Source organism: Streptomyces sp. NPDC021080, assembly GCF_044333225.1.
In the GTDB taxonomy this organism is placed as follows: domain Bacteria; phylum Actinomycetota; class Actinomycetes; order Streptomycetales; family Streptomycetaceae; genus Streptomyces.
On sequence record NZ_JBIRQM010000012.1, the window covers coordinates 113,229 to 139,324 of the forward strand.

A 26,096-nucleotide genomic window follows, 5' to 3' on the forward strand; every position below is an offset into this window, starting at 1 on the left:
CAGGTCAGTCCTGCGGGGCCGGGAGACCGTATTGACGGGTGGGGCATCCCCCTCCACACTCCTGCGAAGTCAATCGGTTGTACGACCGAAACTTTCGGAGGCACCCGCCATGAGAACCTCCCGAACCCGCTCCTCCAGAACCCGTCCGTTACGCCGCCGCGTCGCCGCCCTGTTCGCCGGGGCCGTGACGGTGGCCGCCCTGCTCGCGGCCGGCACGACGGCGCACGCCGCCGACGCCCCGCTGCGCGACCTCGCCGCCGCCAAGGGCAAGGTCATCGGCACCGCCGTCACCGGCTCCAAGCTGACCGGGACCTACGGCGACATCGCCGGGGGCCAGTTCAGCTCGCTGACCCCGGGCAACGCGATGAAATGGGGCACCGTCGAGCCCACCCGGGGCAGCTTCGACTGGGCCGAGGCCGACCAGATCGTCGCGTTCGCGCAGGCCCACGACCAGCAGGTGCGCGGTCACACCCTGGTCTGGCACAGCCAGAACCCGAGCTGGCTGACGAACGGCACCTGGACGACCGCCGAGCTGAGTGGTCTGCTCCAGGACCACATCACCACCGAAGTCACCCGCTACAAGGGGAAACTGGCCGCCTGGGACGTGGTCAACGAGCCCTTCAACGAGGACGGCACCTACCGCTCGACCCTCTGGTACAACGGCCTCGGTGCCGACTACATCGCCCAGGCGCTGACCTGGGCGCACGCCGCCGACCCGAGCGCCAAGCTCTACATCAACGACTACAACGTCGAGGGCGTCAACGCCAAGAGCACCGCCCTGTACAACCTGGTCAAGTCCCTGAAGGCGCGCGGCGTCCCGATCGACGGCGTGGGCCTGCAGGCCCATCTCATCGTCGGCCAGGTCCCCGGAACCCTCCAGCAGAACATCCAGCGCTTCGCCGACCTCGGCGTCGACGTCGCGGTCACGGAGCTGGACATCCGGATGCAACTCCCGTCCGACAGCACCAAGCTGGCGCAGCAGGCCGCCGACTACAAGGCGGTCTTCGACGCCTGCGTCGCCGTGACCCGCTGCTACGGCGTGACCGTCTGGGGCTTCACCGACTCCGACTCCTGGATCCCGGACGTCTTCTCGGGCTACGGCGCGGCGACCCCGTACGACGAGAACTACGTGCCCAAACCGGCCTACGGCGCCATCGCGGCCTCGCTCGGCGGCGGGACCACGACGCCACCCACCGGCGCGTGCACGGTGACGTACAGCGTGCAGAGCCAGTGGAACACCGGGTTCACGGGGCAGGTGCGCATCGCGTGCTCCGGGGCCGCGCTCTCCTCGTGGAAGGTGAACTGGACGTACGGCGCGGGCCAGCGGATCACCCAGGCCTGGAACGCGACCTGCACCCAGACCGGCGCGGCGGTCAGCTGCGTCAACGCCTCCTACAACGGGACCGTCCCGGACGGCGGTTCGGTGACCTTCGGGTTCAACGCCTCCTGGAGCGGCAGCAATCCGGCGCCCACGGTGACGCTGGGCTGAGAAGGATGAGATTCTCCGAAGAAAACCGTCTCGCGTCCCTTTCCCTAACAGTCCCCTAATATTTCGGACTTACGTTCCTGTCCGTGACCGGACATGACGAGAACGGCGACGAGGGCGGACGACGGGGCCGGCGGTCGCGGGGGCTGAAGGCCGCCGGCCTCACCCTGGCGGGGCTGCTGGTGCTGGGTGCCGGCACGGCGGGCTGGGCGTACTGGCACCTGAACCAGAACATCCGAAGCGTCGACATCAACAGCGCGCTCGGCGACGACCGCCCGGCGAAGGCGGTGGTGACCCCGTCGGCCCCGGCGTCCGCCTCGGCGTCCCCGACCCCGCTGCCGACCGAGGCCCTCAACATCCTGGTCCTGGGCTCGGACTCGCGCAGCGGCGAGGCGAACGCGAAGCTCGGCGGGGGCAACAGCTCCGGCGCGCGCTCCGACACGGCGATGGTCGTGCACTTCGACGCCGGGCGCACCCGGGCCACGGTCGTCAGCATCCCGCGGGACACGCTCGTCACCCGTCCGTCCTGCCCGCTGCCGTCCGGGGGCTCGACGGCGGTGGCGTACGACGCCATGTTCAACAGCGCCTACTCGGTGGGCGGACCGGTGTGCGCCGTGAAGACGGTCGAGTCGATCACGAACGTCCGGATGGACCACTACATCGAGATCGACTTCTCGGGCTTCGCGAAGCTGGTGAACGCCCTCGGCGGGGTCACCGTCACCACCGGCCAGGACATCGACGACGACAAGAGCCACCTGCACCTCGCCGCGGGCACCCACCATCTCGACGGCAAGCAGGCCCTCGCCCTGGCCCGCACCCGGCACGGCATAGGCGACGGCAGCGACCTGGGCCGCATAGGGCTCCAGCAGAAGCTCGTGAAAGCCCTGCTGCGGCAGATCTCCTCGGCCGACCTGCTTTCCGACCCGGCCAGGCTCTACGACGTCGCGAACGCGGTGACCGGCAGCCTGACGACGGACACGGGACTGGACTCGCTCGGCGAACTGACGAAACTCGGCCAGAGCCTGAAGTCCCTCTCCTCCGACGAGGTCGAGACGGTGATGATGCCGGTGGTGACGGCCCCCTCGGACCACAACCGGGTGATCGCGAACGAGCCTGCGGCGGACGACTTGTGGAAGTCTTTGCGCTGACGGGCCCGGCGCCGGGACAACCATCGGGGTACAGGGAGAGTCGTGTGCGGTGACCCGTCACCGTACCGAAGGAGCCTCCCGGTGTTCTCCGCACGTTCGCACGCCCGTTGGGCGGTCCCGCTGACGCTGGGGCTCGCGGCACTGGGCGTCGCCGTTCCTCCCGCGTCCGCCACGAAGGCGGCTGCGCCCGTCCGCGACGACTTCAACGGCGACGGGTACGGCGACCTGGTCGTCGGCGCCCCGAACGCGACCGTCGGCGGCCGGACCAAGGCGGGTTACGCGGCCGTCCTGTACGGCGGCCCGCACGGGCTCTCCGGCATCCGCCGCACGATCGTCAGCCGCGCCAGGGCCGGCGTTCCCGGCGACCCCACCGCGTACGAGACGTTCGGCCTCCAACTGGCCAAGGGCGACCTGGACGGCGACGGCTACACGGATCTCGTCGTCGGCACCCGCTCGGCGAGCGCCGACGCGGTCGTGCTCTGGGGTGGTCCGCAGGGTCTGTCCGGCGGCACACCGGTCCCCGGCAACAACACGCAGACCGGCGACTTCGACGGCGACGGACACCTCGACCTCGCCGTCTTCCGCGCCAGCTACACGGGAGGGGACGATCCGCGGGGCACCACCGCATCGGTCTGGACGGGCCCGGTCACCCGCTCCGGCACCCCGGCCGCCGCGGCCCCGCTCGACCCCGGCTACCTCCAGTACATCGACGTCCACGACGGCACGGCCGGTGACATCAACGGCGACGGCCGCGCCGACCTGGCGCTGACCGCCCACTGCGGGGAGGGCGGCGACTGCGGCCGGGTCTATCTGAGCGGCCCCTCCGGCCTCACCCGTGTCACCGGCTACTACACGACCGGCGACGGCGTGCTCACGCTCGGCGACGTCAACGGCGACGGCTACGACGACCTGATCGGCGGATACGGCTACGACGAGGCCATCACCGTGGTGCCCGGCTCGGCCGCCGGGCTGAGCCAGGATCAGAGCACCTGGAAGGAATACACGCAGGACACGCCCGGCGTCCCCGGCGTCAGGGAGGCCGGCGACCTGTTCGGCGCGTCCCTCGCCGCCGGCGACGTCGACGGCGACGGCATCGACGACGTGGCGGTCGGCGCTCCCGGCGAGAACGGCTCCACCGGTGTCGTCGACGTGCTGCACAGCAGCCGCTCCGGGCTGACCGGCGCGCACGCCCGGGCGTTCACCCAGGACACCGAGGGGGTCCCCGGCGTCGCCGAGCCGAACGACGGCTTCGGCCACACCGTCCGTCTCCTGGACGTCACCCACGACGGCCACGCCGACCTGGCCGCCTCCGCGGTGAACGAGGACGCGGGCAACGGCGCCGTCTGGCTGCTGCGCGGCGCCGCGACGGGCGTCGTCGCGGACGGGGCCCGCGTCCTCGGAGGGAGGACGCTCGGGGCTCCCTACGCCAAGGCGGCGTTCGGTTCCGTTCTCCGGTAACCGCCGTACGACCTGCGCGGACGCCGCCGTACGACCTGCGCGGACGCGGATGTGCGGGGCCAGGGAAAAAACTTCCGGAGAATTTCGGGGCGGGTGTCGATCCGGGTTCCCCCCGTTCGACGCACGGGTGAGAGGCGGGAAGAAGCCCAGCCTCCGAGGCGCCGAAGACACCACGGGCGCCACAGGCACCACAGACACGAGGAGTCACCATGCCCCGCTACCTCTCCCTGGTCCAGATCGACGAGCGCACCGCACCCGCCGAAGGCCCCAGCCCCGAACTGATGCAGCGGATGGGCGAGCTCATCGAGGAGATCACCAAGGCCGGCGTCATGCTCCAGACCGAGGGCCTGACACCCAGCGCACAGGGCAAGCGCGTCCACTACTCGGGCGGCGAACTGTCCGTCACCGACGGGCCCTTCACCGAGTCCAAGGAGGTCGTCGGCGGTTACGCGATCATGCAGTGCAAGGACATGGCCGAGGCGCTGGAGTGGACCAAGCGGTTCCTGAAGGTGCACGAGGAGCACTGGACGGTCACCTGCGAGGTGCGGGAGATCGCCGAGGGCTGAGCGCTCCTTGGCCGGACGCCGCCGTGGGTGTCTCATGGTGGGTTGTGGAACAGCAGCCCGCACCGGTACCCGCCGGCGGCGTCGACACCGCCGTCGAGACCATCTTCCGTATCGAGTCGCCCCGCATCATCGCGGGCGTGGCCCGGATCGTCCGTGACGTCGGCATCGCCGAGGAACTCGCGCAGGACGCCCTGGTCGCCGCGCTGGAGCAGTGGCCGCGCGACGGCGTGCCGGACAATCCGGGCGCCTGGCTGACGGCCACGGCCAAGCACCGGGCGATCGACCTCGTGCGCCGCCGTGAGCGGTACGCGCGCAAGCTGGAGGAGGTCGGGCGGGACCTCTCGCTGTCCGCGCCGCACCACCTCGACGAGCCCTCCGACCCGGACGACATCGACGACGACCTGCTCCGGCTGGTCTTCACCGCCTGTCACCCCGTCCTGTCCGCCGAGGCCCGCATCGCGCTCACGCTGCGGCTCCTCGGCGGCCTGACGACGTCCGAGATCGCCCGCGCCTTCCTCGTCCCGGAGGCGACGGTCGCCCAGCGCATCGTGCGGGCCAAGCGGACGCTGGCGACGAAGGGGGTCGCCTTCGAGGTCCCCTACGGACCCGAGCGCGAAGCCCGGCTCGGGTCCGTGCTGGAGGTCATCTACCTCGTCTTCAACGAGGGGTACGCGGCCACGGCGGGCGACGACCTGCTGCGCCCCGCGCTGTGCGAGGACGCGCTCCGGCTGGCCCGGGTGCTCGCCGAGCTGATGCCCAAGGAGAGCGAGGTGCACGCGCTGGCCGCCCTGCTGGAACTCCAGGAGTCCCGGTCGGCCGCCCGCACCGGGCCCGGCGGCGAACCCGTCCTCCTCGGGGACCAGCAGCGGCGCCGCTGGAACCGCATGCTGATCGGCCGCGGCTTCACCGCGCTGAGCCGCGCCGACGCCGTCGCCACCGGCGGCCCGGGGCCGTACGCCCTCCAGGCCGCCATCGCCGCCTGCCACGCGCGGGCCTTCGCCTACGAGGACACGGACTGGCGCCAGATCGCCACCCTGTACGGCCTGCTGGCGGCCCGCGCCCCCTCCCCGGTCGTCGAACTGAACCGCGCCGTGGCCGTCTCGATGGCCGAGGGCCCGGAGCCCGCGCTCGCCATCGTCGACGGCCTGGTCGGTGAACCGGCCCTGCGCGACTACCACTTGCTGCCGAGTGTGCGCGGGGACCTGCTCGCCCGGCTCGGACGCACGCGGGAGGCGCGCACGGAGTTCGAGCGGGCGGCCTCGCTGGCGCGGAACGAGCGCGAACGGGAGTTGCTGGAGACACGGGCCCGTGAACTGCCGGAGACGTGAGGTTCCCGCCCGGTAACTCCGTTCCCAAGGTGATCGGCAAAGGCTTACAGTGGCGCCGCTGCCGTACACGGGAAGGACGCTGTCCGTTCACCCGTAGGCCCCCGCGAGGCGCGGTCCGGCGGCCCATCACACACCTACCTGGGGGGTAGACCTTTGCGCATCTCCGCGCGCCACAGACTCGTGGCGCTCACCGCGGCGACGGCCCTGGCCGCCGGCACCGCGATCGCCCTGGCACCGGGTGCCGTCGCCGACGACGCCGGGACCTGGCCGGGCACCGAGGGCAAGATCCTCGTGGACGGCCCGACCCTGATCGACCCCGCCACGGGCAAGGGCACCGATGTTCCCGGCCTGTACGGGAGCTACGCCGCCTGGGCTCCGGACGGCAGCCGGCTCATCACCGCCGCGAGCCAGATCTCGAGCATCAGGCCGAGCGGCACCTCGAAGATCACCCTGCCCTGGGCGTCAGGGGTCCGGTCCAGTGCCTCGTACGAGGACCTGACGTTCTGGTGGGGCGGACGCTACGTCGTCTTCTCGACCGGCGGCCAGCTCGCCTACGGCCCCTCCGACGGCTCGTGGGCACCTGTCCCGCTGCTGACGGCCGCCCAGGAACCGTCCACCGTCTGCGACAACGACCCGACCGTGAGCCCGAAGGGCCTGGTGGCGTTCGAGCGGCGCAAGAACTACGGCTGCTACGACAACGACGGCGTCTGGGTCTACGACTCGACGGCGAAGACGGTCAAGCGGGTGCTGACCGACGCCGAGCAGCCCGCCTACTCGCCGGACGGCACCAAGCTGGCGTTCGTCCGGCACGTCGGCGGCGGCATGTCGCAGATCTTCACGGCGAACGCGGACGGCACGGGCGTCAAGCAGATCACCACCGACGCCCGCGGCTACGAGAACCCGTCCTGGTCGCCCACCGGCAAGCGGATCATCTTCGACGCCCACACCTCGGGCGACAGCGCCGACGTGCACACCACCGAGTACGTGGACCTGGCCACCGGCACGCTCACCAAGGTCGCGGGCCAGCAGGGCAGCAACTTCGGCGTCAACCCCAGCTGGCAGCCGCTGCGCAAGAACGGCACCGGCCGGGTCTGGGGCGCCGACACCTACGCCACCAACACGGCCGGCTCGCGCTGGACCTGGAACACCGTCGGCGGAAGCGTGCCGGGGCTGATGGACGCCAAGGCCGCGGTGCTGATCAACCAGGACGACGCGGCGTACTCGCTCACCGCGCCCGCGCTGGCCGGCAAGAAGCACGGTCCGGTGCTGATGACCCCGAAGAGCGGGCTGTCCTCCGCGACGAAGGCCGAACTCAAGCGCGTGCTGAAGCCGGGCGCGAACGTCTACCTCGTGGGCGGCACGTCCATCCTCGGCAGCGCGGTCTCCTCGCAGGTGTCCGCGCTCGGCTTCACGCCGAAGCGGCTTGCGGGGACCTCCCGTTACTCGACCTCGGTCGCCGTGGCGAAGTCCGTGACCAGCACGCCGAAGTACGTGTTCCTGGCCACCGGCACCGACTACCACTCGGCCCTCGCGGCGGCCGCCGCGGCCGGCGCGGACGGTACGAGCAGCGCGGGCGGCGTCGTCCTCAACGACGGCAACAAGCTGACCGATTCGGTGAAGGCGTACCTCAACGGCCTGAACCCGAAGAACACCATGATCATCACGGTGGGTGCCTCGGCGAAGTACGCGCTGACGCACACGTACTTCTCGAAGTGGCCGTCGACGTTCACGTACTACCCGATCACGGCGAGCACCAACGAGGGCACCTCCGCGGCGATCGCCAGGTTCTGGTGGAGCGCGCCGAGCCAGGCCGCCCTCGCCTACACGAACAACTGGCGTGGCGGCCTGGCGGCAGGTGCGGCGATGAACGTCTTCGGACCCGTCCTGTGGACCGCGCGCGACACCCTGTCGAGCGAGGCCAAGAGCTATCTGCTGCGGGAGTCGGCGAGCACGCAGTTCGTGGTCGGCTTCGGCGGCACCGGGTCGATCGCGGCGGGCACGCTGGACACCGCGGGCGCCTCGATCAGCGCGAGCAGCAGCCAGTTCGTGTACCACCCGTACTACAACGGCCAGGAGCCCCCGAGCGCGCAGCGCAGCACCTTCACGCTGCGCACGAACGGCGGTCAGGCCGCGACGGTCGTGAGGTCCGGCCCGGTCGGCGCGGAGCCGAACCTGGCACCCCTCAAGACGGTCCACCACCAGTAGCCGGTGTCGCGGGCGCCCCCACCAGCATGGTCGGGGCGCCCGCCACCCGGGTGAGGAACACCGTCGCGGAGTGCGGACCCTGCGGCTTCACCTTGCGCCGCAGTTCCTCCGGCTCGACGGCCGACCCGCGCTTCTTCACGGTCAGGACACCGACCCCCCGCTCCCGCAGCAGCGCCTTCAGCTTCTTCACGTTGAAGGGGAGTCGGTCGGTGATCTCGTACGCGGTGGCGTACGGCGTCGGGCGCAGCCCGTCGGCCGTGATGTAGGCGATCGTCTCGTCGACGAGCCCGCCGTCCAGGTCGTCGGCCACCTCGGCGACCAGGTGCGCGCGGATGACGGCGCCGTCCGGCTCGTACAGATAGCGCCCGACCGCGCGCACCGCCGGATCCGGCAGGCCGCGGCCGCGCAGCTCGCGCGGGCCCGGCAGCAGGGTGGCGCGCACCAGGCCCGGTTCCGTGCCGAACCAGAGGACCGCCTCCTTCACGTCGCCGCCGTCCGAGATCCACTCGGCCTCCGCCTCGGCGGGGACCGCCTCGTGCGGGATGCCGGGAGCGATCTTCAGCGCGGCGACCGGAGCCTTGAGGGCCGCCGCGACCGCCCAGGACAGCGGCGGCGAGTACGCCTCGGGGTCGAAGATCCGGCCCCGGCCGCCCCGGCGCGCCGGGTCCACGAAGACGGCGTCGTACGAGGCGGTGTCCACCTCGGTGACGTCGCTCTCGCGCACCTCGATCAGGTCCGCGAGCCCCAGCGCGTCGGCGTTCGCGCGGGCGGCGGCGGCCGTCAGCGGATCGCGGTCGACGGCCAGGACGCGGATTCCGGCGCGGGCCAGCGCGATGGCGTCGCCGCCGATGCCGCAGCACAGGTCGGCGACGGAGCGGACCCCCAGCGCGCGCAGCCGTTCGGCGCGGTGGGCGGCCACGCTCGTGCGCGTGGACTGCTCGACCCCGTTCGGGGTGAAGAACATCCGTCCGGCGTCCTCGGCGCCGAACTTCGCCACCGCCCGCTGCCGCAGTCGGGCCTGTCCGAGCGCCGCCGAGACCAGTTCGGCGGGGTGTTCGCGGCGCAGCCGGGTGGCGACGGCCAGTTCCTGCGCCGGTTCGGTGGCGCGGACCTCGTCGAGCAGGGCGCGGCCCTCGGCGGTGAGGAGGGGGGCGAAGGAGACGTCGTTCACCCGGCCATTGTGGGCCAGTCGGTGGACGGTGCGCTTCCGGCGGCGGTGTCGGGGCCCTCGCGAGGCCGGTGAACTGGGAGGATCCGGCCCCATGCGACCCGTACGACAAAATGACAAAACCGGCGCAAACGGGGCTGGTGCGCGCTGGGCCGTCGGCGTGCTCGCCCTCGCCCTCCTCCCCTCCGGCTGCGCCGGGACCGGCTCCGCCGCCTCCGGAGCCGACAGTGCCAAACCGGCCCACGCGCCGGTCCACGCACCGGCCCACGCACCGCAGGCCGGGCTCCGGACGGGCCCCGCCGGCGCCCTCGCCGCGTACGCCGCCCGGCTCGGCCGGACGCAGGTCCGGCGCGCCGCCGTCGCCAGGCGCTGGGGCCTCGTGACGGTACCGCTGACGCCCCCGGCGCCGCCCGCGAGGAAACCGCACATCGAGGCGCGCAAGGGCTTCGAGGTGGACGGCCAGGAGGAGTTGCGGCTGCCGCCGGTCTTCACCACCGTCCCCACCAAGGACAAGGTCGTCTTCCTCACCGTCGACGACGGCGCCGAGAAGGACCCCGCGTTCCTGCGGATGATGAGCGACCTGAAGATCCCGTACACCGCCTTCCTCAGCGACTTCCTCGTCGAGGACGACTACGGGTACTTCCGGAAGATGCGCGACCGCGGCGTCACGCTCGACAACCACACGCTGACCCACCCCTATCTGCCTGGGCTGTCCTACGAGCGGCAGAAGCACGAGATCTGCGGCATGCAGGACGTCATGGAGAAGGAGTTCGGCAGGCGCCCGGCCGTCTTCCGCCCGCCGTACGGCAACTACGACCAGGACACCCTGCGCGCCGCGAAGGCCTGCGGCATCAGGTACGCGCCCATCTGGAACGAGGAGGTCTTCGCCGACCACTGGGAGTACCGCGAGGAGGACCGGGACCTGCACCCCGGCGACATCGTCCTCACCCACTTCCAGGGCCGCAAGGAGTGGAAGGGCACCATGCCCGACATGGTCCGCCGCTTCCTGCGGACGGTCACGGCCAAGGGGTACGCGGTCGCACGCCTGGAGGACTACCTGTGAGGGTGCGGGTACCGGCCGCCGGGCTGCTCGTGGCGGTCCTGCTCAGCGGCTGCGCGCAGTCCGTCGACCCCATCGAGCGCCTCGGCAAGAAGGCGGCCCAGCGCGTGCACCCGACGGAGTCGGCGTACCGCCGCTGGGGCCTTTCCGCCCCGCTCGCCCCGGCGCCGAAGGTGTCCGTCCGCACCACCGCGCGCACCGCGGACACGGGACTGCCGCCCGTGGTGAACCAGGTGCGCACCCGCGACAAAGTGGTCTTCCTGACGTACGACGACGGGGCGGAGCGCGATCCGCTGTTCGCCGACATGGTCCGCGAACTGCGCCTGCCCGTCAGCATGTTCCTCACGGACCGGGTCGCGGGTCCCGGGTACGGGCACCTCGCCCGGCTGCGCGCGGTCGGCGCCGGCATCCAGAACCACACCCTCGACCACGCCGTCCTGCGCGGTCTGCCCTACTCCGGCCAGCGCGCCGAGATCTGCGGACAACAGGACAAGCTCGCGCGCCGCTTCGGCGTCCGGCCCCGGCTGCTGCGGCCCCCCTACGGCAGGTACGACGACACCACCCTGCGCGCCGCCGCCGACTGCGGGGTCGCCGCGATCGTCCTCGGCAGGACCGCCGACGAGCACCGGCTCCGGCCGGGCGACATCCTCTCCGGCCCCGGCGAACCCGGACTCACCGACGCCACGCTCCGGCTGCTCCGGCGGATCCAGCGGGAGGGCTTCACCCCGGCGCGGCTGGAGAACTACCTCTAGGGGACCGACGGAGCACCGGCGAGGAACCGGCAGGGCACCCGCCCGGGAAGCGGCAGGGCACCCGCCCGGGCGACGCCCATTCGGTGCGATCCGGCACCTTCCCGCCGACGCCACGCCGACGCCTTTGGCACTCCGCTTGACCGAGTGCTAATCGCAGTCATAGTCTCAGGTCTGGCACTCCCCCCTGGAGAGTGCCAACAGCGACAGGCAGATCCGGCACCCGCGACGACGGATCGACCTGGTCGCCACCTCAGACAGTTAACCCCGTGAGATCTCCGAAGGGGGAGGTCGGATCGTGACGACCACCAGCTCCAAGGTTGCCATCAAGCCGCTCGAGGACCGCATTGTGGTCCAGCCGCTCGACGCCGAGCAGACCACGGCCTCCGGCCTGGTCATCCCGGACACCGCCAAGGAGAAGCCCCAGGAGGGCGTCGTCCTGGCCGTGGGCCCGGGCCGCATCGAGGACGGCAAGCGTGTCGAGCTCGACGTCGCCGTCGGCGACATCGTTCTCTACAGCAAGTACGGCGGCACCGAGGTGAAGTACAACGGCGAGGAGTACCTCGTCCTCTCGGCTCGCGACGTGCTCGCGATCATCGAGAAGTAATTCACCTGGTAAGGGAGTTCGGGGTTCGCCCCCGGACAACCCCGCACCAAGCATTGCAGTGAACCACGCCCCTGGCACCCGCGATCATTCCAGCCGGGCGCCAGGGGCGCGGTTCGTTCTCCACATTTTCCGAGAGGGCTGAACCGCTTCCATGGCGAAGATCCTGAAGTTCGACGAGGACGCCCGTCGCGCCCTTGAGCGCGGCGTCAACAAGCTTGCCGACACGGTGAAGGTGACGATCGGCCCCAAGGGCCGCAACGTCGTCATCGACAAGAAGTTCGGCGCTCCCACCATCACCAACGACGGTGTGACCATCGCCCGTGAGGTCGAGATCGAGGACCCGTTCGAGAACCTCGGCGCGCAGCTGGTGAAGGAGGTGGCGACCAAGACCAACGACATCGCGGGTGACGGTACGACCACCGCCACCGTGCTCGCCCAGGCGCTCGTGCGCGAGGGCCTGCGCAACGTCGCCGCCGGTGCCTCCCCGGCGCTGCTGAAGAAGGGCATCGACGCGGCCGTCAAGGCGGTCTCCGAGGAGCTCCTCGCGACGGCCCGCCCGATCGACGACAAGTCCGACATCGCCGCCGTGGCCGGGCTCTCCGCCCAGGACAGCCAGGTCGGCGAGCTCATCGCCGAGGCGATGGACAAGGTCGGCAAGGACGGTGTCATCACCGTCGAGGAGTCCAACACCTTCGGTCTGGAGCTCGACTTCACCGAGGGCATGGCCTTCGACAAGGGCTACCTGTCCCCGTACATGGTGTCCGACCAGGAGCGTATGGAGGCCGTCCTCGACGACCCGTACATCCTCATCCACCAGGGCAAGATCAGCTCCATCCAGGACCTGCTGCCGCTGCTGGAGAAGGTCATCCAGTCGAACGCCTCCAAGCCGCTGCTGATCATCGCCGAGGACGTCGAGGGCGAGGCCCTGTCGACCCTGGTCGTCAACAAGATCCGCGGCACGTTCAACGCCGTCGCCGTGAAGGCCCCCGGCTTCGGTGACCGCCGCAAGGCCATGCTCGGCGACATCGCCACCCTCACCGGTGGTCAGGTCATCGCCGAGGAGGTCGGCCTCAAGCTCGACCAGGTCGGCCTGGACGTGCTCGGCAGCGCCCGCCGCGTGACCGTCACCAAGGACGACACCACCATCGTCGACGGTGCCGGCAGCAGCGACGAGGTCGTCGGCCGCGTCAACCAGATCAAGGCCGAGATCGAGAACACCGACTCCGACTGGGACCGCGAGAAGCTCCAGGAGCGCCTCGCGAAGCTGGCCGGCGGCGTGTGCGTGATCAAGGTCGGCGCCGCCACCGAGGTGGAGCTCAAGGAGAAGAAGCACCGTCTGGAGGACGCCATCTCCGCGACCCGCGCCGCGGTCGAGGAGGGCATCGTCTCCGGTGGTGGCTCCGCGCTCGTCCACGCCGTCAAGGTCCTCGAGGGCAACCTCGGCAAGACCGGCGACGAGGCCACGGGTGTCGCGGTCGTCCGCCGCGCCGCCGTCGAGCCGCTGCGCTGGATCGCCGAGAACTCCGGCCTCGAGGGCTACGTCATCACCTCCAAGGTCGCCGAGCTCGACAAGGGCCAGGGCTTCAACGCCGCCACCGGTGAGTACGGCGACCTGGTCAAGGCCGGCGTCATCGACCCGGTCAAGGTCACCCGCTCCGCCCTGGAGAACGCCGCCTCCATCGCCTCCCTGCTCCTGACGACCGAGACCCTGGTTGTCGAGAAGCCGGCGGAGGAAGAGGGCGACGCCGGTCACGGCGGCCACGGCCACTCCCACTGACGCAGGCCGGGACACCGGCAGGCCGACCCGGCACTGAGCCCCTGACAGGGGCCCGGTGCCGAACCGGGCCGCGTGACTTCGCCCCGCCGTTCCGAACGGCGGGGCGAAGTGCTGTCCGGCGTCCCGGCCGGGCATGAGCGCTCTTCGGACTGGTACCAGATCCTTGTACCAATCGAGTGGTACCGTGAGGTCGTACCACTTCCTGGGAGGACGAGTCCATGGCCATCACCGCCAGCGAGGCCCGAGCCAGGCTGTTCCCGCTCATCCAGCAGGTCAACGACGATCACGAGCCGGTCGAGATCACCTCCAAGGGCGGCGACGCCATACTGATGTCGGCCGACGACTTCCGCTCCTGGCAGGAGACCGTCTACCTGCTCCGCAGCCCTGCCAACGCTGCCCGCCTCATGGCGGCCGTCGCCGAGGACAAGGCCGCCGAAACACCGTTGGTCACCAGGTCCATGGACGAGCTGACGGCCATGGCGGAGGACGGGGAGTGAGGGACGTACGGTTCCGTCCCACCGGCTGGGAGGACCTCCTCTACTGGCAGTCCGCCGACAAGAAGCTGTTCGGCAAGCTGGTCCGCCTGATCGGGGAGATCCAGCGCGATCCCTTCACGGGGATCGGCAAGCCTGAACCGCTGAAGGGCGACCTGTCGGGTTACTGGTCACGCCGGATCGACGACGAGCACCGACTGGTCTACCGGGCCACCGAGAAGGAAATCGTGATCATCAAGGCCCGGTACCACTACTGAGGGACCACCGCCCGCATGCCCGTGCGTGGCGACCGCGCCGAACTCCTGACGGGAGAACCTGCGGGCCGTCGCGTAAGAAGGTGGCCGTACTCATGCTGGTCCTCGCTCCGGCCGAGGTTCTGCCCCTGGTCACTCTCACCGTGGACCCGCAGTACACATGGAACCCGTCCTGAACCGACATGGCCGCGGAGTGCGGCGGTGTGGCGGGGCAGACGTTCGTCGTCTGCATGGGGCTGGGACTCTGCTGGGAGTGGTGGCTGGCACGGGTTGCCGGGATGAAGTGGGCGCAGGTCAGGAACTTCCGTCGGCTGTCGTCCGTCACCGTCCCCGCCGGCACGGTGCTGGTGGCCGGAGCGACGGCGTTCGCCACGGCGGTCGCCGGGTCGTGGGCACAACCGGTCGGCCCGCCGTCCTCCGGCGAGCAGCCGTCCCGGTCGGCCCCGGCGGCCCCCGGGGCACACTGAAGCGACCTGGGTCGGTCACCTCAGGCGGCAGGACAAACCTCTCGGGCGGGCGGCCGCCGTCACGTGCCGACGGCCCGCAGGTCCTTCAGGAACCTGGTCGGATCAGCCCTCCATCGCGTCCAGTGCCCCGAGATCCGCCATCAGGCCCAGCCGGTCGTACTGCCACCAGCCCTCGGCGATCTTTCCGTTCTCCCCGCACCGGAAGACGGTCGTGCCGGTCATGGAGACCTTCTTCCCGGAGGCCGGGATCCCCATGAAGTCGCCCTTGTGAGTGCCGCTCCAGGACCAGCGCGTGCAGACCCGGTCGCCCTCGGTGATCTGGTCCTCGATGGTGAACGCCATGTCGAAGGCGCCGCGCCACATCTCGATCACGCGCCGCACCGCGTCGAGCCCGATGGCATCCTGCTCGCGGCTGGGATCGTGATCGTGATAGCTCTCCGCCATCAGCCCGTCGAGCGGCGGCAACTCACCCGGGGCGGCCGCCATCTCGAAGAAGCTGCGGGCGCTCGCCGCGAGGAGCCGCTCGTCGCGCACCACGTCCAGGTCCGTGAAGGTCGGCATCTCGTCGCAGAGCGCCACCATCTCCTGGAAGATCTTGTCGGTCTCGGGCAGGTTCGAGTTCCGCATCGCGTCCTCGTACGACGGGAACTCCACGATCTCGATGAAGTGCGACGCGTCGGACCGGTCCTTGGCGATGATGCCGTGCGTCGCGGTCCGCTTCCCCTTGGTCTGCTCGACCCAGGTGTCCATCAGCTGGTTCATCCGGTCGAACTGGCTGGTCCTGCAGTCGATGAGCTGTACGAATGTCATGCTGCCGCCGCCTCCGATTCCCCCCGGATCCGGCTCTGTCACGCCCATTTTCCCACCGGAAGGGCGAGATGCCCTGCGCTCACGCGGTTTGCCGCCAGATCCTGGCCGGGCGGTGCGTGCGGCCCGCGCGGGCCCAGGCGGCGGGCCGGACGACATCGGCGGGCAGGTCCCCCACCCGCTGGTGCGCCAGACCGTTCAGGACGGCCAGGACGGCGGCGAGCTCCTCGGGCGTCGGTTCGCCGGACACGACGCGGATGCCGTCGATGCCGCTCATGCCGGCTGGTTCCCGTGCTTGCGGTGCGGCAGCGGCGCGCTCTTCGTGCCCAGCATCCGCAGCCCCGAGGCGAGGACGGCGCGCGTGGACTGCGGGGCGATGACGTCGTCGACGAGGCCGCGCTCGGCGGCGTAGTAGGGGTGCATCAGTGCCTCGCGGTACTCGGCCACCCGCCGGCCCCGGGTCGCCTCCGGGTCGTCGGCCGCGGCGATCTCGCGGCGGAAGATGACGTTCGCGGCGCCCTCCGCGCCCATCACGGCGATCTCGTTGGCGGGCCACGCGTACGACAGGTCCGCGCCGATGGAGCGCGAGTCCATGACGATGTACGCCCCGCCGTAGGCCTTGCGCACGATCATCTGTATTCGGGGGACGGTCGCGTTGCAGTAGGCGTACAGCAGTTTGGCGCCGTGCCGGATGATGCCGCCGTGCTCCTGGTCCACGCCGGGCAGGAAGCCGGGCACGTCGACCAGCGACACCACCGGGATGTTGAAGGCGTCGCACAGCTGCACGAACCGCGCGGCCTTTTCGCTGGCGTGGATGTCGAGCACCCCGGCCAGCACCATCGGCTGGTTGGCCACGATGCCGACGGGGCGGCCCTCGATGCGGCCGAGCGCGCAGATGACATTGGCCGCCCAGCGCTCCTGGACCTCCAGGAACTCGCCGTCATCCACCACCTCCTCGACCACCCGGCGCATGTCGTACGGCTGGGCCGGATCCGCGGGCACGATGTCCAGCAGCTCGGTGCAGAGCCGGTCGGCCGGGTCGTCGCAGGGCGCCTCGGGCGGTGTCTCGGTGCTGTTCTGCGGGAGCAGGGAGAGCAGGTAGCGGACCTCTTCGAGGCAGGTCGGCTCGTCGTCGTAGGCGAAGTGCGCGACACCCGACGTCTCGGCGTGCACGTCCGCGCCGCCGAGCCCGTTCTGGGTGACCCGCTCGCCGGTGACGGCCTGGATGACGTCGGGGCCGGTGATGAACATCTGGGACGTCTCGCGGACCATGAAGACGAAGTCGGTCAGGGCGGGGGAGTAGGCGGCGCCGCCCGCGCACGGGCCGAGCATCACCGAGATCTGCGGGATGACCCCGGAGGCCTTGGTGTTGCGCTGGAAGATGCCGCCGTAGCCCGCGAGCGCGGTGACGCCCTCCTGGATGCGGGCGCCGGCGCCGTCGTTGAGGGACACCAGGGGGGCGCCCGCCGCGAGGGCCAGGTCCATGATCTTGTGGATCTTCTGCGCGTGGGCCTCGCCCAGCGCGCCGCCGAAGATCCGGAAGTCGTGCGCGTACACGAAGACCGTACGGCCGTGGACCGTGCCCCAGCCGCCGATCACGCCGTCCGTGTGCGGACGCCTGTCCTCCATGCCGAAGCCGGTCGCCCGGTGCCGGCGCAGCGGCTCCAGTTCGCTGAACGTGCCCGGATCCAGCAGGAGTTCGATGCGCTCCCGGGCCGTCAGCTTGCCCTTGGCGTGCTGCCGGTCGGTGGCGGCGGCGTCACCCGCGACCACGCCCGCGCGCAGCCCCTCCAGTTCGGCGGTACGGGCCCGCAGTGACGGCGGGACGGACGGAGCCGCGAACTCCTCTTCCAGTTCGGCCAGTTGACTGCTGTTCAGGGTCTGCGCCGACATGGTCGGTCTCCTTTCGGTACGAGTCTTCGGTGGTACCGGGTCACAGGCGCAGGCCGCGGTAGCGGCGGGGCCAGATGCCGTGGGCGCCGGGGGCCAGCACGCCCGCCGGGTCGAGCGCGTCCTTGATCCGTTCGCCGAGCCGCCGGAGCGCGTGCCCGTGGAAGGCGTACGTCTCCGCGACCTGGTCCATCAGGGCCGGATGCGCGTGCCGTACGCCGAGCCCGGCCGCCGCCGCGTCCCCCACCAGGCGTTCGCACAGGGCCAGGGTGCGGGCCCGGTCGTCCGGGTCGCGGATGTCGAACACGACCGGAACATGGTGGTGCAGCACCCGCCGGCCCACCACGAACGAGCCCAGATAGTCCTTGCCGGCCGCCCGCACGAGCCCCCGCACCCGCGTGTACTGCGCCAGCGCGTCCGCGCCGGTGCCCGGCAGCACGGGCGTGACGGAGAGGTGCCCGCCGTGCTCCAGCCAGCTGTCGGCCGCGTCGCCCCACAGGCCGGGTGTGTCACGGCCGTCGTCCGGGTCGCCGAGGCGGCAGCGCACCCCGGCGATCGGGGCCAGGGCCGTGCGCACGGCGTCCCACCGGGCGCGCACGAGGGGACGGCTGCCCGCCACGACGCCGTACGCGTTCCAGCGGCCGAGTCGCAGGTCGGCCATGACGGGGGAGTGGCCGCTGTCGGGCACCGGGCCCGGAGCGCCGGGGAGGGTGTCGCGGCACCGGCCCGCGGCGGCCGCGTCCAGGAGCAGGCTGCGCACGGTGGGCGACTCGGTGAGCGTCCCGTCGGCGCGCAGCGTCCGCAGGGCGTCGACGAGCGGGCCGAGGTCCTCCGCACGCGGAACGGAGACGGTGAAGGTACGGCGGTGCGGGGGCGCGAGGCGGAGCCGGACGCCGAGTTTGGTGACGACCCCCAGGTTCGACGGCGCGAACATCGTGTCGAAGGAGGGGCCGAAGCCGTAGGGCCACAGATGGGCGCAGCGCGAGGCGCGCAGGCCGCCCATCCCGGTGCGCACCAGGTCGCCGTCCGGCAGCACGACCTCCATCCCGCACCACAGCGCGGGTTCGTCCTCGTAGGGTGCGAGGCCCCCGGTGGCCAGGGCGTGGCCGACCACGCTGTCCCAGCCCAGGCCCACGGGATCGACCCGGTACGGCAGCCCGCGTGCGGAGAGGTGGGCGGCGAGGTCGACGAAGGTGACGCCGGGCTCGACGACGGCGTACCCGAAGGTCTCGTCGACCTCCAGTACCCGGTTCATCCGGCTGAGGTCGAGGACGACGGCGCCGGGCAGCCGGGGTGCCGCGCCGCCGAGCCCGGTGTTGCGGCCGGGCAGGGCGGGCGCGAGCGGCACCCCGAAGGTCCTGGCGACGTCCAGCACGCGCCGTACGTCGTCGACCGAGCCGGCCAGCAGCGCCGCGCTCGGGACGAAGTGCCCGGGTCCGAGCACCGGTTGCGGGTCGTCGTAGCCGAGGAGGGCGATGTCCTCGTCGGTCAGGACCCGGGAGTCGCCGAGCACCGCGCGGAACGCGGCGAGCGCCTCGGCGAACTCCCGGGGACCGACGCCGTGCGGGAGCCGGGGACGGCCGCTCACGGAGGTCACGGCCGTCCTTCCGGGGCCTGTGCGGCCTCCTCCGTGAGCCGCACAGGGGAGCGCTGCGAGGGAGTGAACGCCTGGACGTCGATGCGTTCCCAGACGCCCGAGACGGCGAACGGGTCGGCGAAGGCGTATTCCTCCGCCTGCTTCCGGTTCGCGGCCTCGACCACGATCAGGCTGCCGACCGCGGTGCTGCCGTCGGCGTCGACCAGGGGTCCGTAGAGCACCGGCCGTACGGACGTGGCGCGCAGCCGGGCCGAGTGCGCGGGCCGCTGGGCCGCCCGCAGTTCGGCGGTGCCCGGTGCGTCGAGGCAGTGGATCGCCCACAGCATCTGTCTCTCCTCGGGTCGTGGGGGCAGGGGTTGCAGGGACAGGGATCGTCGGGACAGGACTACGGGGAGGCGAGCGGTGGCACGCGGCCGACGGGTGTCAGGCCACCTGGTCGCCGCTCATCACCGGTGCGGCCTGGTCGCGCAGCCGGGTCAGCTCCGCGACCACGGCCCGGCGGGCCGCGATCTTCTCCTGCTTGACGCTGAACGGCTCGGGGATCACCCGGTATTCGGCGTCGATCACGCTGGCGAGCGTGTCCCCGTGGTGGATCGAGATCCGGCACTTGAAGACCGGTCCCACCGGGGTGCGGGTCAGCTCCAGCAGCTCGTACTGCAGCGTCGCGGCGAGCGGGAAGACGAAGCTGTGGAACGTGGAGCCGACCGAGCCGATGACGAACCGGGTGCGGTCCGGTCCGGTGACGTAGAACTGCTCGGTGACCACGGTCCAGAACTGCCGGGCGGCCTCCAGGAGCGTGATGGCCGGGATGTGCTGGCCGGTGAGGTGGTCCTCCAGGACCTCCACGTGCTGGTCGAGCACCAGGTCGGCGGCGAAACGGTGCTCGCCGGTCTGGCCGACCGGCCCGATCAGCACGTTCTTGGCGTCGTGCTTGTGGGTGAGCCGTTGCCGGGCCCGCTCGGGGACCCCGGGCTTGGCGACCGTGACCGCCGGCGCGAGCCGGTCGGTCAGGGCGCGTATCTCCGCCAACTGCTCGTCGCTCAGGCCCTGTCCGATGGCGACGGCCAGGCCTTCCGGCACGTCGCCGGAGCGCAGCCGGGCCAGCAGGTCGGAGACGGGGATGGTGCCGCGGTTGACGAGGAAGTCCTCGAAGCGGTCGCCGACCGCGATGACGGCGTCGGGCGACGCGGACTGTGCCGTGGTTCGTGACATGGTCGGTCCTCCGGTAGTGGTGGTGGACGGGACGGGCTCAGACGGTGGCCGCGGCCAGGTTCGCCAGCGTCTCGACGTAGGCGTCGGCCAGCGCGCCCACCGTCCGCACGTCGGAGATCACGTAGTCCTCCTCGAACGGGTCGGCGCCGAACTCCGTCTCCAGCTCGATGATCAGCCGGGCCAGGAGCAGCGAGTCGAGCCCGATCCGGGCCAGGGGCTCGTCCCCGGTGAGCAGGCGCACGGGCTTGCCGGCCTCCTTCAGCAGGGCGTTGATCTGCTCGTGCACGGTCGAGGTGATGTCGGTCGTGGTCAGCATGTGATTCCTCCGTCGACGACGATGGTCTGCCCCGTGATGAACGAGGCGTCGGGTGAGATGAGGTAGAGGACGGCGTCGGCGATCTCGTGGATGTCGCCGAGCCGGCCGAGCGGCGTACGCCGCTGGATGCGTTCCCGGTTCCGCTCCGTGACGTCGGACGTCATGTCGCTGTCGAAGAAGCCGGGGACGATCGAGTTGACCCGGATGCCGAACGCGCCGAGTTCCCGGGCGAGGCTCCGGCTGAATCCGTCGAGCCCCGCCTTGGTGGCGGAGTAGACGGCGACACCGCGGTAGCCGCGGATGGCGTTGATGGACGAGACGTTGAGGATCTGGCCGCCGCCCTGCTTCGTCATCGAGCGGGCGCAGGCGTGCGCGAGCGTGATCGGGGCCACCAGGTTGGCGGCGATCAGCGTCGCGGTCTGCTTCGCGGACGTGGTCAGGAACAGCTCCTGGTGCAGCAGCGCCGCGTTGTTGATCAGCAGGTCCACGCGGCCGAAGCGGCGCCGCACCGTTCGTACGAACTCCCGCAGCGAGTCGGGGTCGGTGAGGTCGGCGGCCTCCCACAGGAAGCGGTCCTCCGCGGTGACCTGGAGCTCCTTGACGAACTCGTTGGCCGACCTGCTGAACGTCGCCACCCGCCAGCCGTCCGTGAGCAGCCGCTCGACGAGGAGCCGGCCGAGTCCCTTGCTGCCGCCGCTGATCACGGCGACGCGGTCGCCGTCGCCGGCCGCGGCTGCCGTCCCGGCTGCCGTCGCGGTTCCGGTCCCGGTGTCCCGCTCGCGGGCGTTCACGCCGCGCTCCGGATCTTCTTGTAGCGGTCGGAGTGCATCGGCGCGGCGGCGATCTCGACCAGGGCCGGCACCTTGTACGGCTCCAGGCGCTGCGCGCAGAACTCCCGCACCCGGCGCGTGACCTCACGCCGGTCCTCGTCCTCGACCAGCTGCACGGTGGCCTTGACCACCATGCCCATCACCGGGCTGGGCCGGCCGCTGACGGTGGCCTCGGCGATGTTGTCCAGCTGGAGCAGGACGCTCTCGACCTCGCTCGGGTAGACCTTCTCGCCGCCCACGTTGATGATCTCCGAGTTGCGGCCCAGGATCCGCACCCAGTCGCCGTCGACCTCGACGACGTCCTGCGTGTTGAAGTAGCCCTCCTCGTCGAAGGGGGCCGGGGCGTTGAGATAGCCCAGCATCGCCATCTCCGAGCGGATCCACAGGACGTTGTCGATGATCTTGTGGTCGAACCCGGAGTCGCCGAGCTTCACCCACAGCGTGTCGTCGCCCCGGGAACGGGTGGGCAGGATGCCCAGCTCGGACAGGCCGTACGTCTGCTTCAGCCGGACCTCGGGGAGTGCCCGGGCCAGGCGTTGCAGCGTCTGCAGGGGCATCGGCTCGGTGCCGTAGGTGACGAGCCGGAGGGAGTCGGTGGCGTGCCGCTCGTGGGCTCCGGAGATCAGCACCATGTTCAGGAAGGTCGGCGTGGTGGGCAGGATCTCCACCCGGTGCTCGTCGATCGCCCGGAAGACGGAGTCCGGCGTGCGCTCGGCCACCGTGATCACGGTGCCGCCCTGGCTCAGCGTGTGCAGCAGGGTGTTGACGCCGCCGATGTGGTCCAGGCTGAGGAAGGAGAGGATGCGGCCCGGCCGGGTCGGCTCGCCGTAACGGCCGAGCACCTTCTCGAAGTCCAGCACCGAGGCCTTGCTGCGCCCCGTCGTACCGGAGCTGAACAGGACCAGACCCGGATGCCCGGTGGCGCGCAGTTCCTCGTACAGCCGGTGCGCCGCGCCGCGTCCGGTGCGCTCCGCCCTGTGATCGCCGCCGTTCGCGTCGACCTCGATCACCACCTCCACCTGCGCGACGTCCAGGAACTCCGCGCGCTTGGCGGCCGGGATCGCACTGAGCGGAACGACGACGGCGCCGCGCTCGATCAGCGCGAGCAGGCCGGCGCAGGCCTGCGGGGAGTAGGCGCCCTCGAGCGTGACGACCTCGCCCGCAGCCACCTGGTGGCGGTCGAGGAAGCCGCGCCAGTCGTCGACGAGGCGCAGCAGCTCGTCGTAGCCGTGGGAACGGCCCTCGAAGACGACGGCCTCGGTGTCGCCGAAGGTTTTCAGCCGGTCCAGGAAAGGATGAGGCATCGGTTTCTCCCGTTATTCGTTCGCATTTTTCTGCCGAATTGTTCTGTGAAATTTTCTTGCGGCGTTTTCTGGTTGCGTTGTTCGGGTCGCGCATTCCCTTGCTCTATTTCGATGAGGAAACTCTAGGCCGGTGTTGTTCCGGGTTTCAATCTGCCTTTTCCGGGACCTCTTACGGAGTGGCCGAATCGACGTAGCCGTCCGGTCGGAGTCATTGGGCGTGCCCGGACGGCTATGTAGCGGAAGAAGCATCGGGCACGGCATCATCGGGGCAGCGATGTGCTGCCATGACCTTGTCCTGGGATGGCAGTGGCCCGCCGTATCCGGCGGGCCCTGGTGCGCCTTTCACGGCGCCGTTCCTCCCAGGAGAAGAAGTGATTCAGCAGATACTTCCGCCTGCCGTCGCCAGCGCCCACACCACGGCCGATCTGCTCGACTCCCCGGTGTTCCCGGAGGAGGAGCCGTATCTGGCGGACTGTGTGGAGCACCGCCGGCGCGAATTCGTGACCACCCGACGGTGCGCCCGTACGGCGATGACCGTGCTCGGAGTGCCGTCGGCCGCGGTCGGCTCGGGTCCCAAGGGGGAGCCGGAATGGCCGGCCGGGGTGACGGGCAGCATGACGCACTGCGACGGCTACCGGGCGGCAGCCCTCTCGCACAGCCGCGCGTTCCACTCCATCGGGATCGACGCCGAGCGCCACGAGCCGCTTCCCGAGAAGCTCGTCGCCTACATCACCGGCCCGGACGAACAAGCCCACCTGCGCGAACTGGAGCGCAGCCACCCCGCGGTGCACTGGGCGACCGTGTTGTTCAGTGCGAAGGAGACGGTCTACAAGGCCTGGTATCCGCTGGCCCGGCGCTGGCTCGGCTTCCGTGACGCCCGGCTCACCTTCGACCCGGACGCCGGAACGTACACGGCACGCCTGCTGGTACCCGGACCGGTGGTGGACGGGGTCCGCATCGCCTGGTTCACCGGCCACTGGGCCGTACGTGACGGGCTCGTCCTCACCGCGATCGCGGTGAGGCGCGCCCGGTGAGGGAACGGCGAACGGGACGGCGGCCGGGCAGGCAGGGCGAAGCCGGCAGCGGTTCGGCGGTGCCCTGAGGAGGCGCTGGGCCGTGTCGATGGTTCGGCGGTGCCCTGAGGAGGCGCTGGGCCGTGTCGATGTGCTGCTCCGCCGTGTCGCGCGGGCGCGCGATCAGCCACGACGGTGCCGCGGGAGGCCGGCGGCACATCGTGGCACTTCCGGCGGAGCGCTCAGCGCCGTTCGGCCGCGGTCAGCAGCCGCGCGGGCGAGGCGTCCGGGGACGGCAGATGCCCGGGGGTCGCGGGCAGGACGGGCCAGTCGAGGCGCTGGGCGTGCTCCAGCAGCACCCGGTCACCGCCGACGACCACCGGGTTGCCCACCGTGCCGAGCATGTCCAGGTCACTGGAGTGATCGCCGTAGCAGCTGCAGTCCGCGGCGGCCAGGCCGAGCTCCGCGACGGTCTCGCGCACGGCGTCGGCCTTGACCGAGCCGATCATCGGCCGTGCGACCTCGCCGGTCAGCCGGCCGTCGGTGTCCACCAGAGGTTCGGAGCACAGGATGCGGTGCGCGCCGAGATCCTCGGCGAGCGGCTCCAGACAGCCACGGAACGACCCGGAGACGAGGACCACCAGATGACCCGCCTTGCGGTGCCGGGTGGCCGCGGCCCAGGCCGGGACGACGACGGCGGCGGATCCTCGGCGGTACTCCCGCCACCATTCCCGCCCGGCCTCCAGCAGGGCGTCGTACGGTACGCCGGCGAAGCGCCGGTAGTAGGCCCGGTTGATCTCCGAGCGGTGCACGCCGGAGGCCGCGGCCCGGTGCACGCCGGCCATGACGGCGTCGTAGCCGCTGCCGTCGTCGCCCTGCCGGGCCATCCAGAAGCGCAGGAAGTGGAACATGCTTTTCGTGTTGACCAGAGTCTCGTCGACATCGAAGAAGGCGGCGGGAGCGGTGTGGGGATTCATGGGGAGGGTCACCAGCCGTTCGTGAGGGATGAGGCAACCGCCTGGCCGGTGGCCGACGGGACGGGGCGGACGTCGCCGCCCGGGGAGGAGCGGTGGGCGGGGCGGCCTGCGGGGTGCGCCGCCACCGGGGCGCACAGGCCCTCGCGCAGGGCGCGGACCGTCGCCAGGGTGCGGTTCGGGCAGTTGAGCTTGGCGAGAATGCTGGCGACGAGACGCTTCACACCGTGCTCGGAGATGTGCAGCCGACGGGCGATCTGCTTGTTGCTGAGGCCCTCGACGAGATGCCCGAGCGCCTCGCGCTCCCGCGGTGTCAGCCGGGGCGGCACCGGGACGGCCTGCCGGTCGCCGTGTCCGCGCCCCGCGAGCTGGAGCAGGTCGCGGGTGAGCGCGGCCGGTATGTGCACCTCGCCTTCGCCCATCGCGACGAGCACCTTGTGCAGGTTCTCGATCTGGAGACCCTCAGAGCAGAGCAGCGACGCGCCGGACAGGGACGCCACCCGGTTCAGGTCCACGGAGTCCAGGTCGGGCAGGAGCAGCAGTACGCGTACGCCGTAGGCGGCCACGCGGTGCAGTACGGAGTCGGGGTCCAGGTCCGTGCCCCCGGGAGCCACGATCAGCAGGTCGGTCGCCGGGGCGCGCAGGGCGTCCACGGCGGACGTGAGGTCGGCGAAGGGATGGCAGGCGGCGACCTCGCGGAGGGACCTCAGCATGCCTTCGAGTCCGTAGCGCTGCAGGTCGTCGCGGATGGAGAGAACGATGTTCAAGGACTGGGTGGCGACTGCGTCGAGAGCAGCGCGGTGCGGTGACATGGTGGCCTTACCTCCATGGGTCCTCTGGGTCCTCGGCGGTGCCCCCGTGGGCCTTCCATGCCGCAGACGCTAGAGCCGCCGGGGCCCGCGCAGGGGACCAGTGCCTCCAAGACGGGGGGCGGACGGACCGAAAGTGGCAATCGGATGCCTCGGTCGCCGGATGTCCCGGACACGGACCGAGCCGGATGAGCCCTCTTGACCGGGGGCGGGGCCACGGCGCGGCGGAGGGGGCGGGCGGAGCCCCGGGAGCAGCCCGACCACCACCAGGCGCCGGAGCAGGACCGGGCCGTCGGCCGAACCCGGTCCCTGGCCTGCGTCAGGCGTCCGGCGGCGATGCACGGAGAGGGTCCTGAGCTCTTGAGGGGCGGTGTCCCGGAGCTCGGAACCGGTTCCCGCCCCGCGGTAGGCGTCCGGCGGCAATGCCCGGAAGCCCGGGCTTTTGAGGGGTGGCGGTCCGGACCCGGTCCCCGACCCGAGCCAGGCGTCCGGCGGCGATGCACGGAGAGGGTCCTGAGCTCTTGAGGGGCGGTGTCCCGGAGCTCGGAACCGGTTCCCGCCCCGCGGTAGGCGTCCT

26 protein-coding genes are annotated in these 26,096 nt (G+C 71.2%); 14 read left to right on the forward strand and 12 right to left on the reverse strand.

From position 1 onward, the window contains the following. Window positions 1–109: 109 nt before the first annotated feature. The 6 genes from ACH4S8_RS28215 to ACH4S8_RS28240 all read left to right on the forward strand — a co-directional run bounded on the left by ACH4S8_RS28215 (window position 110) and on the right by ACH4S8_RS28240 (window position 8,191). Entirely contained in the window at window positions 110–1,489 is a 1,380-nt protein-coding gene (locus tag ACH4S8_RS28215; RefSeq protein WP_398398829.1) for an endo-1,4-beta-xylanase, read from the forward strand. A gap of 83 nt (window positions 1,490–1,572) precedes the next feature. Then, complete coding sequence (locus ACH4S8_RS28220; RefSeq protein ID WP_398398831.1) at window positions 1,573–2,634, forward strand: LCP family protein; 1,062 nt, start codon at window positions 1,573–1,575, stop codon at window positions 2,632–2,634. Window positions 2,635–2,715: 81 nt separating this feature from the next. After that, a complete protein-coding gene (locus tag ACH4S8_RS28225; RefSeq protein ID WP_398398833.1) occupies window positions 2,716–4,092 on the forward strand; it encodes an FG-GAP-like repeat-containing protein in 1,377 nt (458 codons plus the stop codon). A 209-nt stretch (window positions 4,093–4,301) separates the two neighbouring features. After that, a complete protein-coding gene (locus ACH4S8_RS28230) occupies window positions 4,302–4,658 on the forward strand; it encodes a YciI family protein (protein ID WP_037626905.1) in 357 nt (118 codons plus the stop codon). Window positions 4,659–4,702: 44 nt separating this feature from the next. Further along, window positions 4,703–5,986 (forward strand): RNA polymerase sigma factor, encoded by a 1,284-nt coding sequence (locus ACH4S8_RS28235; protein WP_398398836.1) that lies wholly within the window; start codon window positions 4,703–4,705, stop codon window positions 5,984–5,986. 153 nt (window positions 5,987–6,139) lie between these two features. Then, complete coding sequence (locus ACH4S8_RS28240) at window positions 6,140–8,191, forward strand: cell wall-binding repeat-containing protein (protein ID WP_398398838.1); 2,052 nt, start codon at window positions 6,140–6,142, stop codon at window positions 8,189–8,191. On the opposite strand, the gene ACH4S8_RS28245 is transcribed toward ACH4S8_RS28240, so the two are convergent. After that, complete coding sequence (locus ACH4S8_RS28245; protein ID WP_398398840.1) at window positions 8,169–9,362, reverse strand: methyltransferase domain-containing protein; 1,194 nt, start codon at window positions 9,360–9,362, stop codon at window positions 8,169–8,171. The genes ACH4S8_RS28240 and ACH4S8_RS28245 overlap by 23 nt on opposite strands. 91 nt (window positions 9,363–9,453) lie before the next feature. Between ACH4S8_RS28245 and ACH4S8_RS28250 the strand changes: the two genes are divergently transcribed. The 7 genes from ACH4S8_RS28250 (at window position 9,454) to ACH4S8_RS28280 (ending at window position 14,767) form a co-directional block, all read left to right on the forward strand. After that, window positions 9,454–10,422, forward strand: a complete 969-nt coding sequence (locus ACH4S8_RS28250; protein WP_398398842.1) for a polysaccharide deacetylase family protein — start codon at window positions 9,454–9,456, stop codon at window positions 10,420–10,422. Further along, window positions 10,419–11,171 (forward strand): polysaccharide deacetylase family protein, encoded by a 753-nt coding sequence (locus tag ACH4S8_RS28255; protein ID WP_398398844.1) that lies wholly within the window; start codon window positions 10,419–10,421, stop codon window positions 11,169–11,171. The genes ACH4S8_RS28250 and ACH4S8_RS28255 overlap by 4 nt, the downstream gene beginning before the upstream one ends. Window positions 11,172–11,466: 295 nt before the next feature. Then, window positions 11,467–11,775 (forward strand): co-chaperone GroES, encoded by a 309-nt coding sequence (groES, locus tag ACH4S8_RS28260; RefSeq protein WP_266761820.1) that lies wholly within the window; start codon window positions 11,467–11,469, stop codon window positions 11,773–11,775. 151 nt (window positions 11,776–11,926) lie between these two features. Further along, window positions 11,927–13,552: a chaperonin GroEL gene (gene groL, locus ACH4S8_RS28265; protein ID WP_398398847.1), complete on the forward strand. Its 1,626-nt coding sequence runs from the start codon at window positions 11,927–11,929 to the stop codon at window positions 13,550–13,552. 218 nt (window positions 13,553–13,770) lie between these two features. Then, window positions 13,771–14,049, forward strand: a complete 279-nt coding sequence (locus tag ACH4S8_RS28270) for a type II toxin-antitoxin system Phd/YefM family antitoxin (RefSeq protein WP_386604099.1) — start codon at window positions 13,771–13,773, stop codon at window positions 14,047–14,049. Further along, window positions 14,046–14,303, forward strand: a complete 258-nt coding sequence (locus ACH4S8_RS28275) for a Txe/YoeB family addiction module toxin (RefSeq protein WP_386604097.1) — start codon at window positions 14,046–14,048, stop codon at window positions 14,301–14,303. The genes ACH4S8_RS28270 and ACH4S8_RS28275 overlap by 4 nt, the downstream gene beginning before the upstream one ends. A 200-nt stretch (window positions 14,304–14,503) precedes the next feature. Next, the gene (locus tag ACH4S8_RS28280) at window positions 14,504–14,767 is read left to right on the forward strand and encodes a hypothetical protein (protein ID WP_398398850.1); all 264 of its coding nucleotides are present in this window, start codon (window positions 14,504–14,506) and stop codon (window positions 14,765–14,767) included. A gap of 102 nt (window positions 14,768–14,869) precedes the next feature. Here ACH4S8_RS28280 and ACH4S8_RS28285 read toward each other — a convergent pair whose 3' ends face one another. The 9 genes from ACH4S8_RS28285 to ACH4S8_RS28325 form a co-directional block, all read right to left on the reverse strand. Further along, the gene (locus tag ACH4S8_RS28285; protein ID WP_398398852.1) at window positions 14,870–15,577 is read right to left on the reverse strand and encodes an ester cyclase; all 708 of its coding nucleotides are present in this window, start codon (window positions 15,575–15,577) and stop codon (window positions 14,870–14,872) included. Window positions 15,578–15,656: 79 nt separating this feature from the next. Next, complete coding sequence (locus ACH4S8_RS28290) at window positions 15,657–15,851, reverse strand: acyl-CoA carboxylase subunit epsilon (RefSeq protein WP_398398854.1); 195 nt, start codon at window positions 15,849–15,851, stop codon at window positions 15,657–15,659. Next, window positions 15,848–17,467 (reverse strand): acyl-CoA carboxylase subunit beta, encoded by a 1,620-nt coding sequence (locus ACH4S8_RS28295; RefSeq protein ID WP_398398856.1) that lies wholly within the window; start codon window positions 17,465–17,467, stop codon window positions 15,848–15,850. Before ACH4S8_RS28295 ends, ACH4S8_RS28290 begins: the two co-directional genes overlap by 4 nt. A 40-nt stretch (window positions 17,468–17,507) precedes the next feature. After that, window positions 17,508–19,061, reverse strand: a complete 1,554-nt coding sequence (locus ACH4S8_RS28300) for an FAD-binding oxidoreductase (protein ID WP_398398858.1) — start codon at window positions 19,059–19,061, stop codon at window positions 17,508–17,510. Next, window positions 19,058–19,387 carry a YciI family protein gene (locus ACH4S8_RS28305; RefSeq protein WP_398398859.1) on the reverse strand — a complete coding sequence of 110 codons (330 nt, stop codon included), beginning with the start codon at window positions 19,385–19,387 and terminating at the stop codon, window positions 19,058–19,060. Before ACH4S8_RS28305 ends, ACH4S8_RS28300 begins: the two co-directional genes overlap by 4 nt. Before the next feature lie 97 nt (window positions 19,388–19,484). Then, entirely contained in the window at window positions 19,485–20,273 is a 789-nt protein-coding gene (locus ACH4S8_RS28310; RefSeq protein ID WP_398398860.1) for an AfsA-related hotdog domain-containing protein, read from the reverse strand. A 37-nt stretch (window positions 20,274–20,310) separates the two neighbouring features. After that, entirely contained in the window at window positions 20,311–20,589 is a 279-nt protein-coding gene (locus ACH4S8_RS28315; RefSeq protein ID WP_398398862.1) for an acyl carrier protein, read from the reverse strand. Then, window positions 20,583–21,380 (reverse strand): SDR family NAD(P)-dependent oxidoreductase, encoded by a 798-nt coding sequence (locus ACH4S8_RS28320; protein WP_398398865.1) that lies wholly within the window; start codon window positions 21,378–21,380, stop codon window positions 20,583–20,585. Before ACH4S8_RS28320 ends, ACH4S8_RS28315 begins: the two co-directional genes overlap by 7 nt. Then, window positions 21,377–22,723, reverse strand: a complete 1,347-nt coding sequence (locus ACH4S8_RS28325) for a class I adenylate-forming enzyme family protein (protein WP_398398867.1) — start codon at window positions 22,721–22,723, stop codon at window positions 21,377–21,379. The genes ACH4S8_RS28320 and ACH4S8_RS28325 overlap by 4 nt, the downstream gene beginning before the upstream one ends. 371 nt (window positions 22,724–23,094) lie before the next feature. Between ACH4S8_RS28325 and ACH4S8_RS28330 the strand changes: the two genes are divergently transcribed. Further along, a complete protein-coding gene (locus ACH4S8_RS28330; protein ID WP_398398869.1) occupies window positions 23,095–23,757 on the forward strand; it encodes a 4'-phosphopantetheinyl transferase in 663 nt (220 codons plus the stop codon). 221 nt (window positions 23,758–23,978) lie between these two features. On the opposite strand, the gene ACH4S8_RS28335 is transcribed toward ACH4S8_RS28330, so the two are convergent. Continuing rightward, a complete protein-coding gene (locus tag ACH4S8_RS28335; protein ID WP_398398871.1) occupies window positions 23,979–24,713 on the reverse strand; it encodes an HAD family hydrolase in 735 nt (244 codons plus the stop codon). A gap of 8 nt (window positions 24,714–24,721) precedes the next feature. Next, window positions 24,722–25,522 (reverse strand): response regulator transcription factor, encoded by an 801-nt coding sequence (locus tag ACH4S8_RS28340; RefSeq protein ID WP_398398873.1) that lies wholly within the window; start codon window positions 25,520–25,522, stop codon window positions 24,722–24,724. Between the last annotated feature and the right edge of the window lie 574 nt (window positions 25,523–26,096).

Coding starts and splice junctions, on each gene's coding strand:
- ACH4S8_RS28290 (WP_398398854.1), bottom strand. CDS start 15,851: ATGAGCGGCATCGACGGCATCCGCGTCGTGTCCGGCGAACCGACGCCC.
- groL (WP_398398847.1), top strand. CDS start 11,927: ATGGCGAAGATCCTGAAGTTCGACGAGGACGCCCGTCGCGCCCTTGAG.
- ACH4S8_RS28315 (WP_398398862.1), bottom strand. CDS start 20,589: ATGCTGACCACGACCGACATCACCTCGACCGTGCACGAGCAGATCAAC.
- ACH4S8_RS28325 (WP_398398867.1), bottom strand. CDS start 22,723: ATGCCTCATCCTTTCCTGGACCGGCTGAAAACCTTCGGCGACACCGAG.
- ACH4S8_RS28270 (WP_386604099.1), top strand. CDS start 13,771: ATGGCCATCACCGCCAGCGAGGCCCGAGCCAGGCTGTTCCCGCTCATC.
- ACH4S8_RS28310 (WP_398398860.1), bottom strand. CDS start 20,273: ATGTCACGAACCACGGCACAGTCCGCGTCGCCCGACGCCGTCATCGCG.
- ACH4S8_RS28215 (WP_398398829.1), top strand. CDS start 110: ATGAGAACCTCCCGAACCCGCTCCTCCAGAACCCGTCCGTTACGCCGC.
- ACH4S8_RS28295 (WP_398398856.1), bottom strand. CDS start 17,467: ATGTCGGCGCAGACCCTGAACAGCAGTCAACTGGCCGAACTGGAAGAG.
- ACH4S8_RS28340 (WP_398398873.1), bottom strand. CDS start 25,522: ATGTCACCGCACCGCGCTGCTCTCGACGCAGTCGCCACCCAGTCCTTG.
- ACH4S8_RS28335 (WP_398398871.1), bottom strand. CDS start 24,713: ATGAATCCCCACACCGCTCCCGCCGCCTTCTTCGATGTCGACGAGACT.
- ACH4S8_RS28230 (WP_037626905.1), top strand. CDS start 4,302: ATGCCCCGCTACCTCTCCCTGGTCCAGATCGACGAGCGCACCGCACCC.
- ACH4S8_RS28285 (WP_398398852.1), bottom strand. CDS start 15,577: ATGACATTCGTACAGCTCATCGACTGCAGGACCAGCCAGTTCGACCGG.
- ACH4S8_RS28305 (WP_398398859.1), bottom strand. CDS start 19,387: ATGCTGTGGGCGATCCACTGCCTCGACGCACCGGGCACCGCCGAACTG.
- ACH4S8_RS28250 (WP_398398842.1), top strand. CDS start 9,454: ATGCGACCCGTACGACAAAATGACAAAACCGGCGCAAACGGGGCTGGT.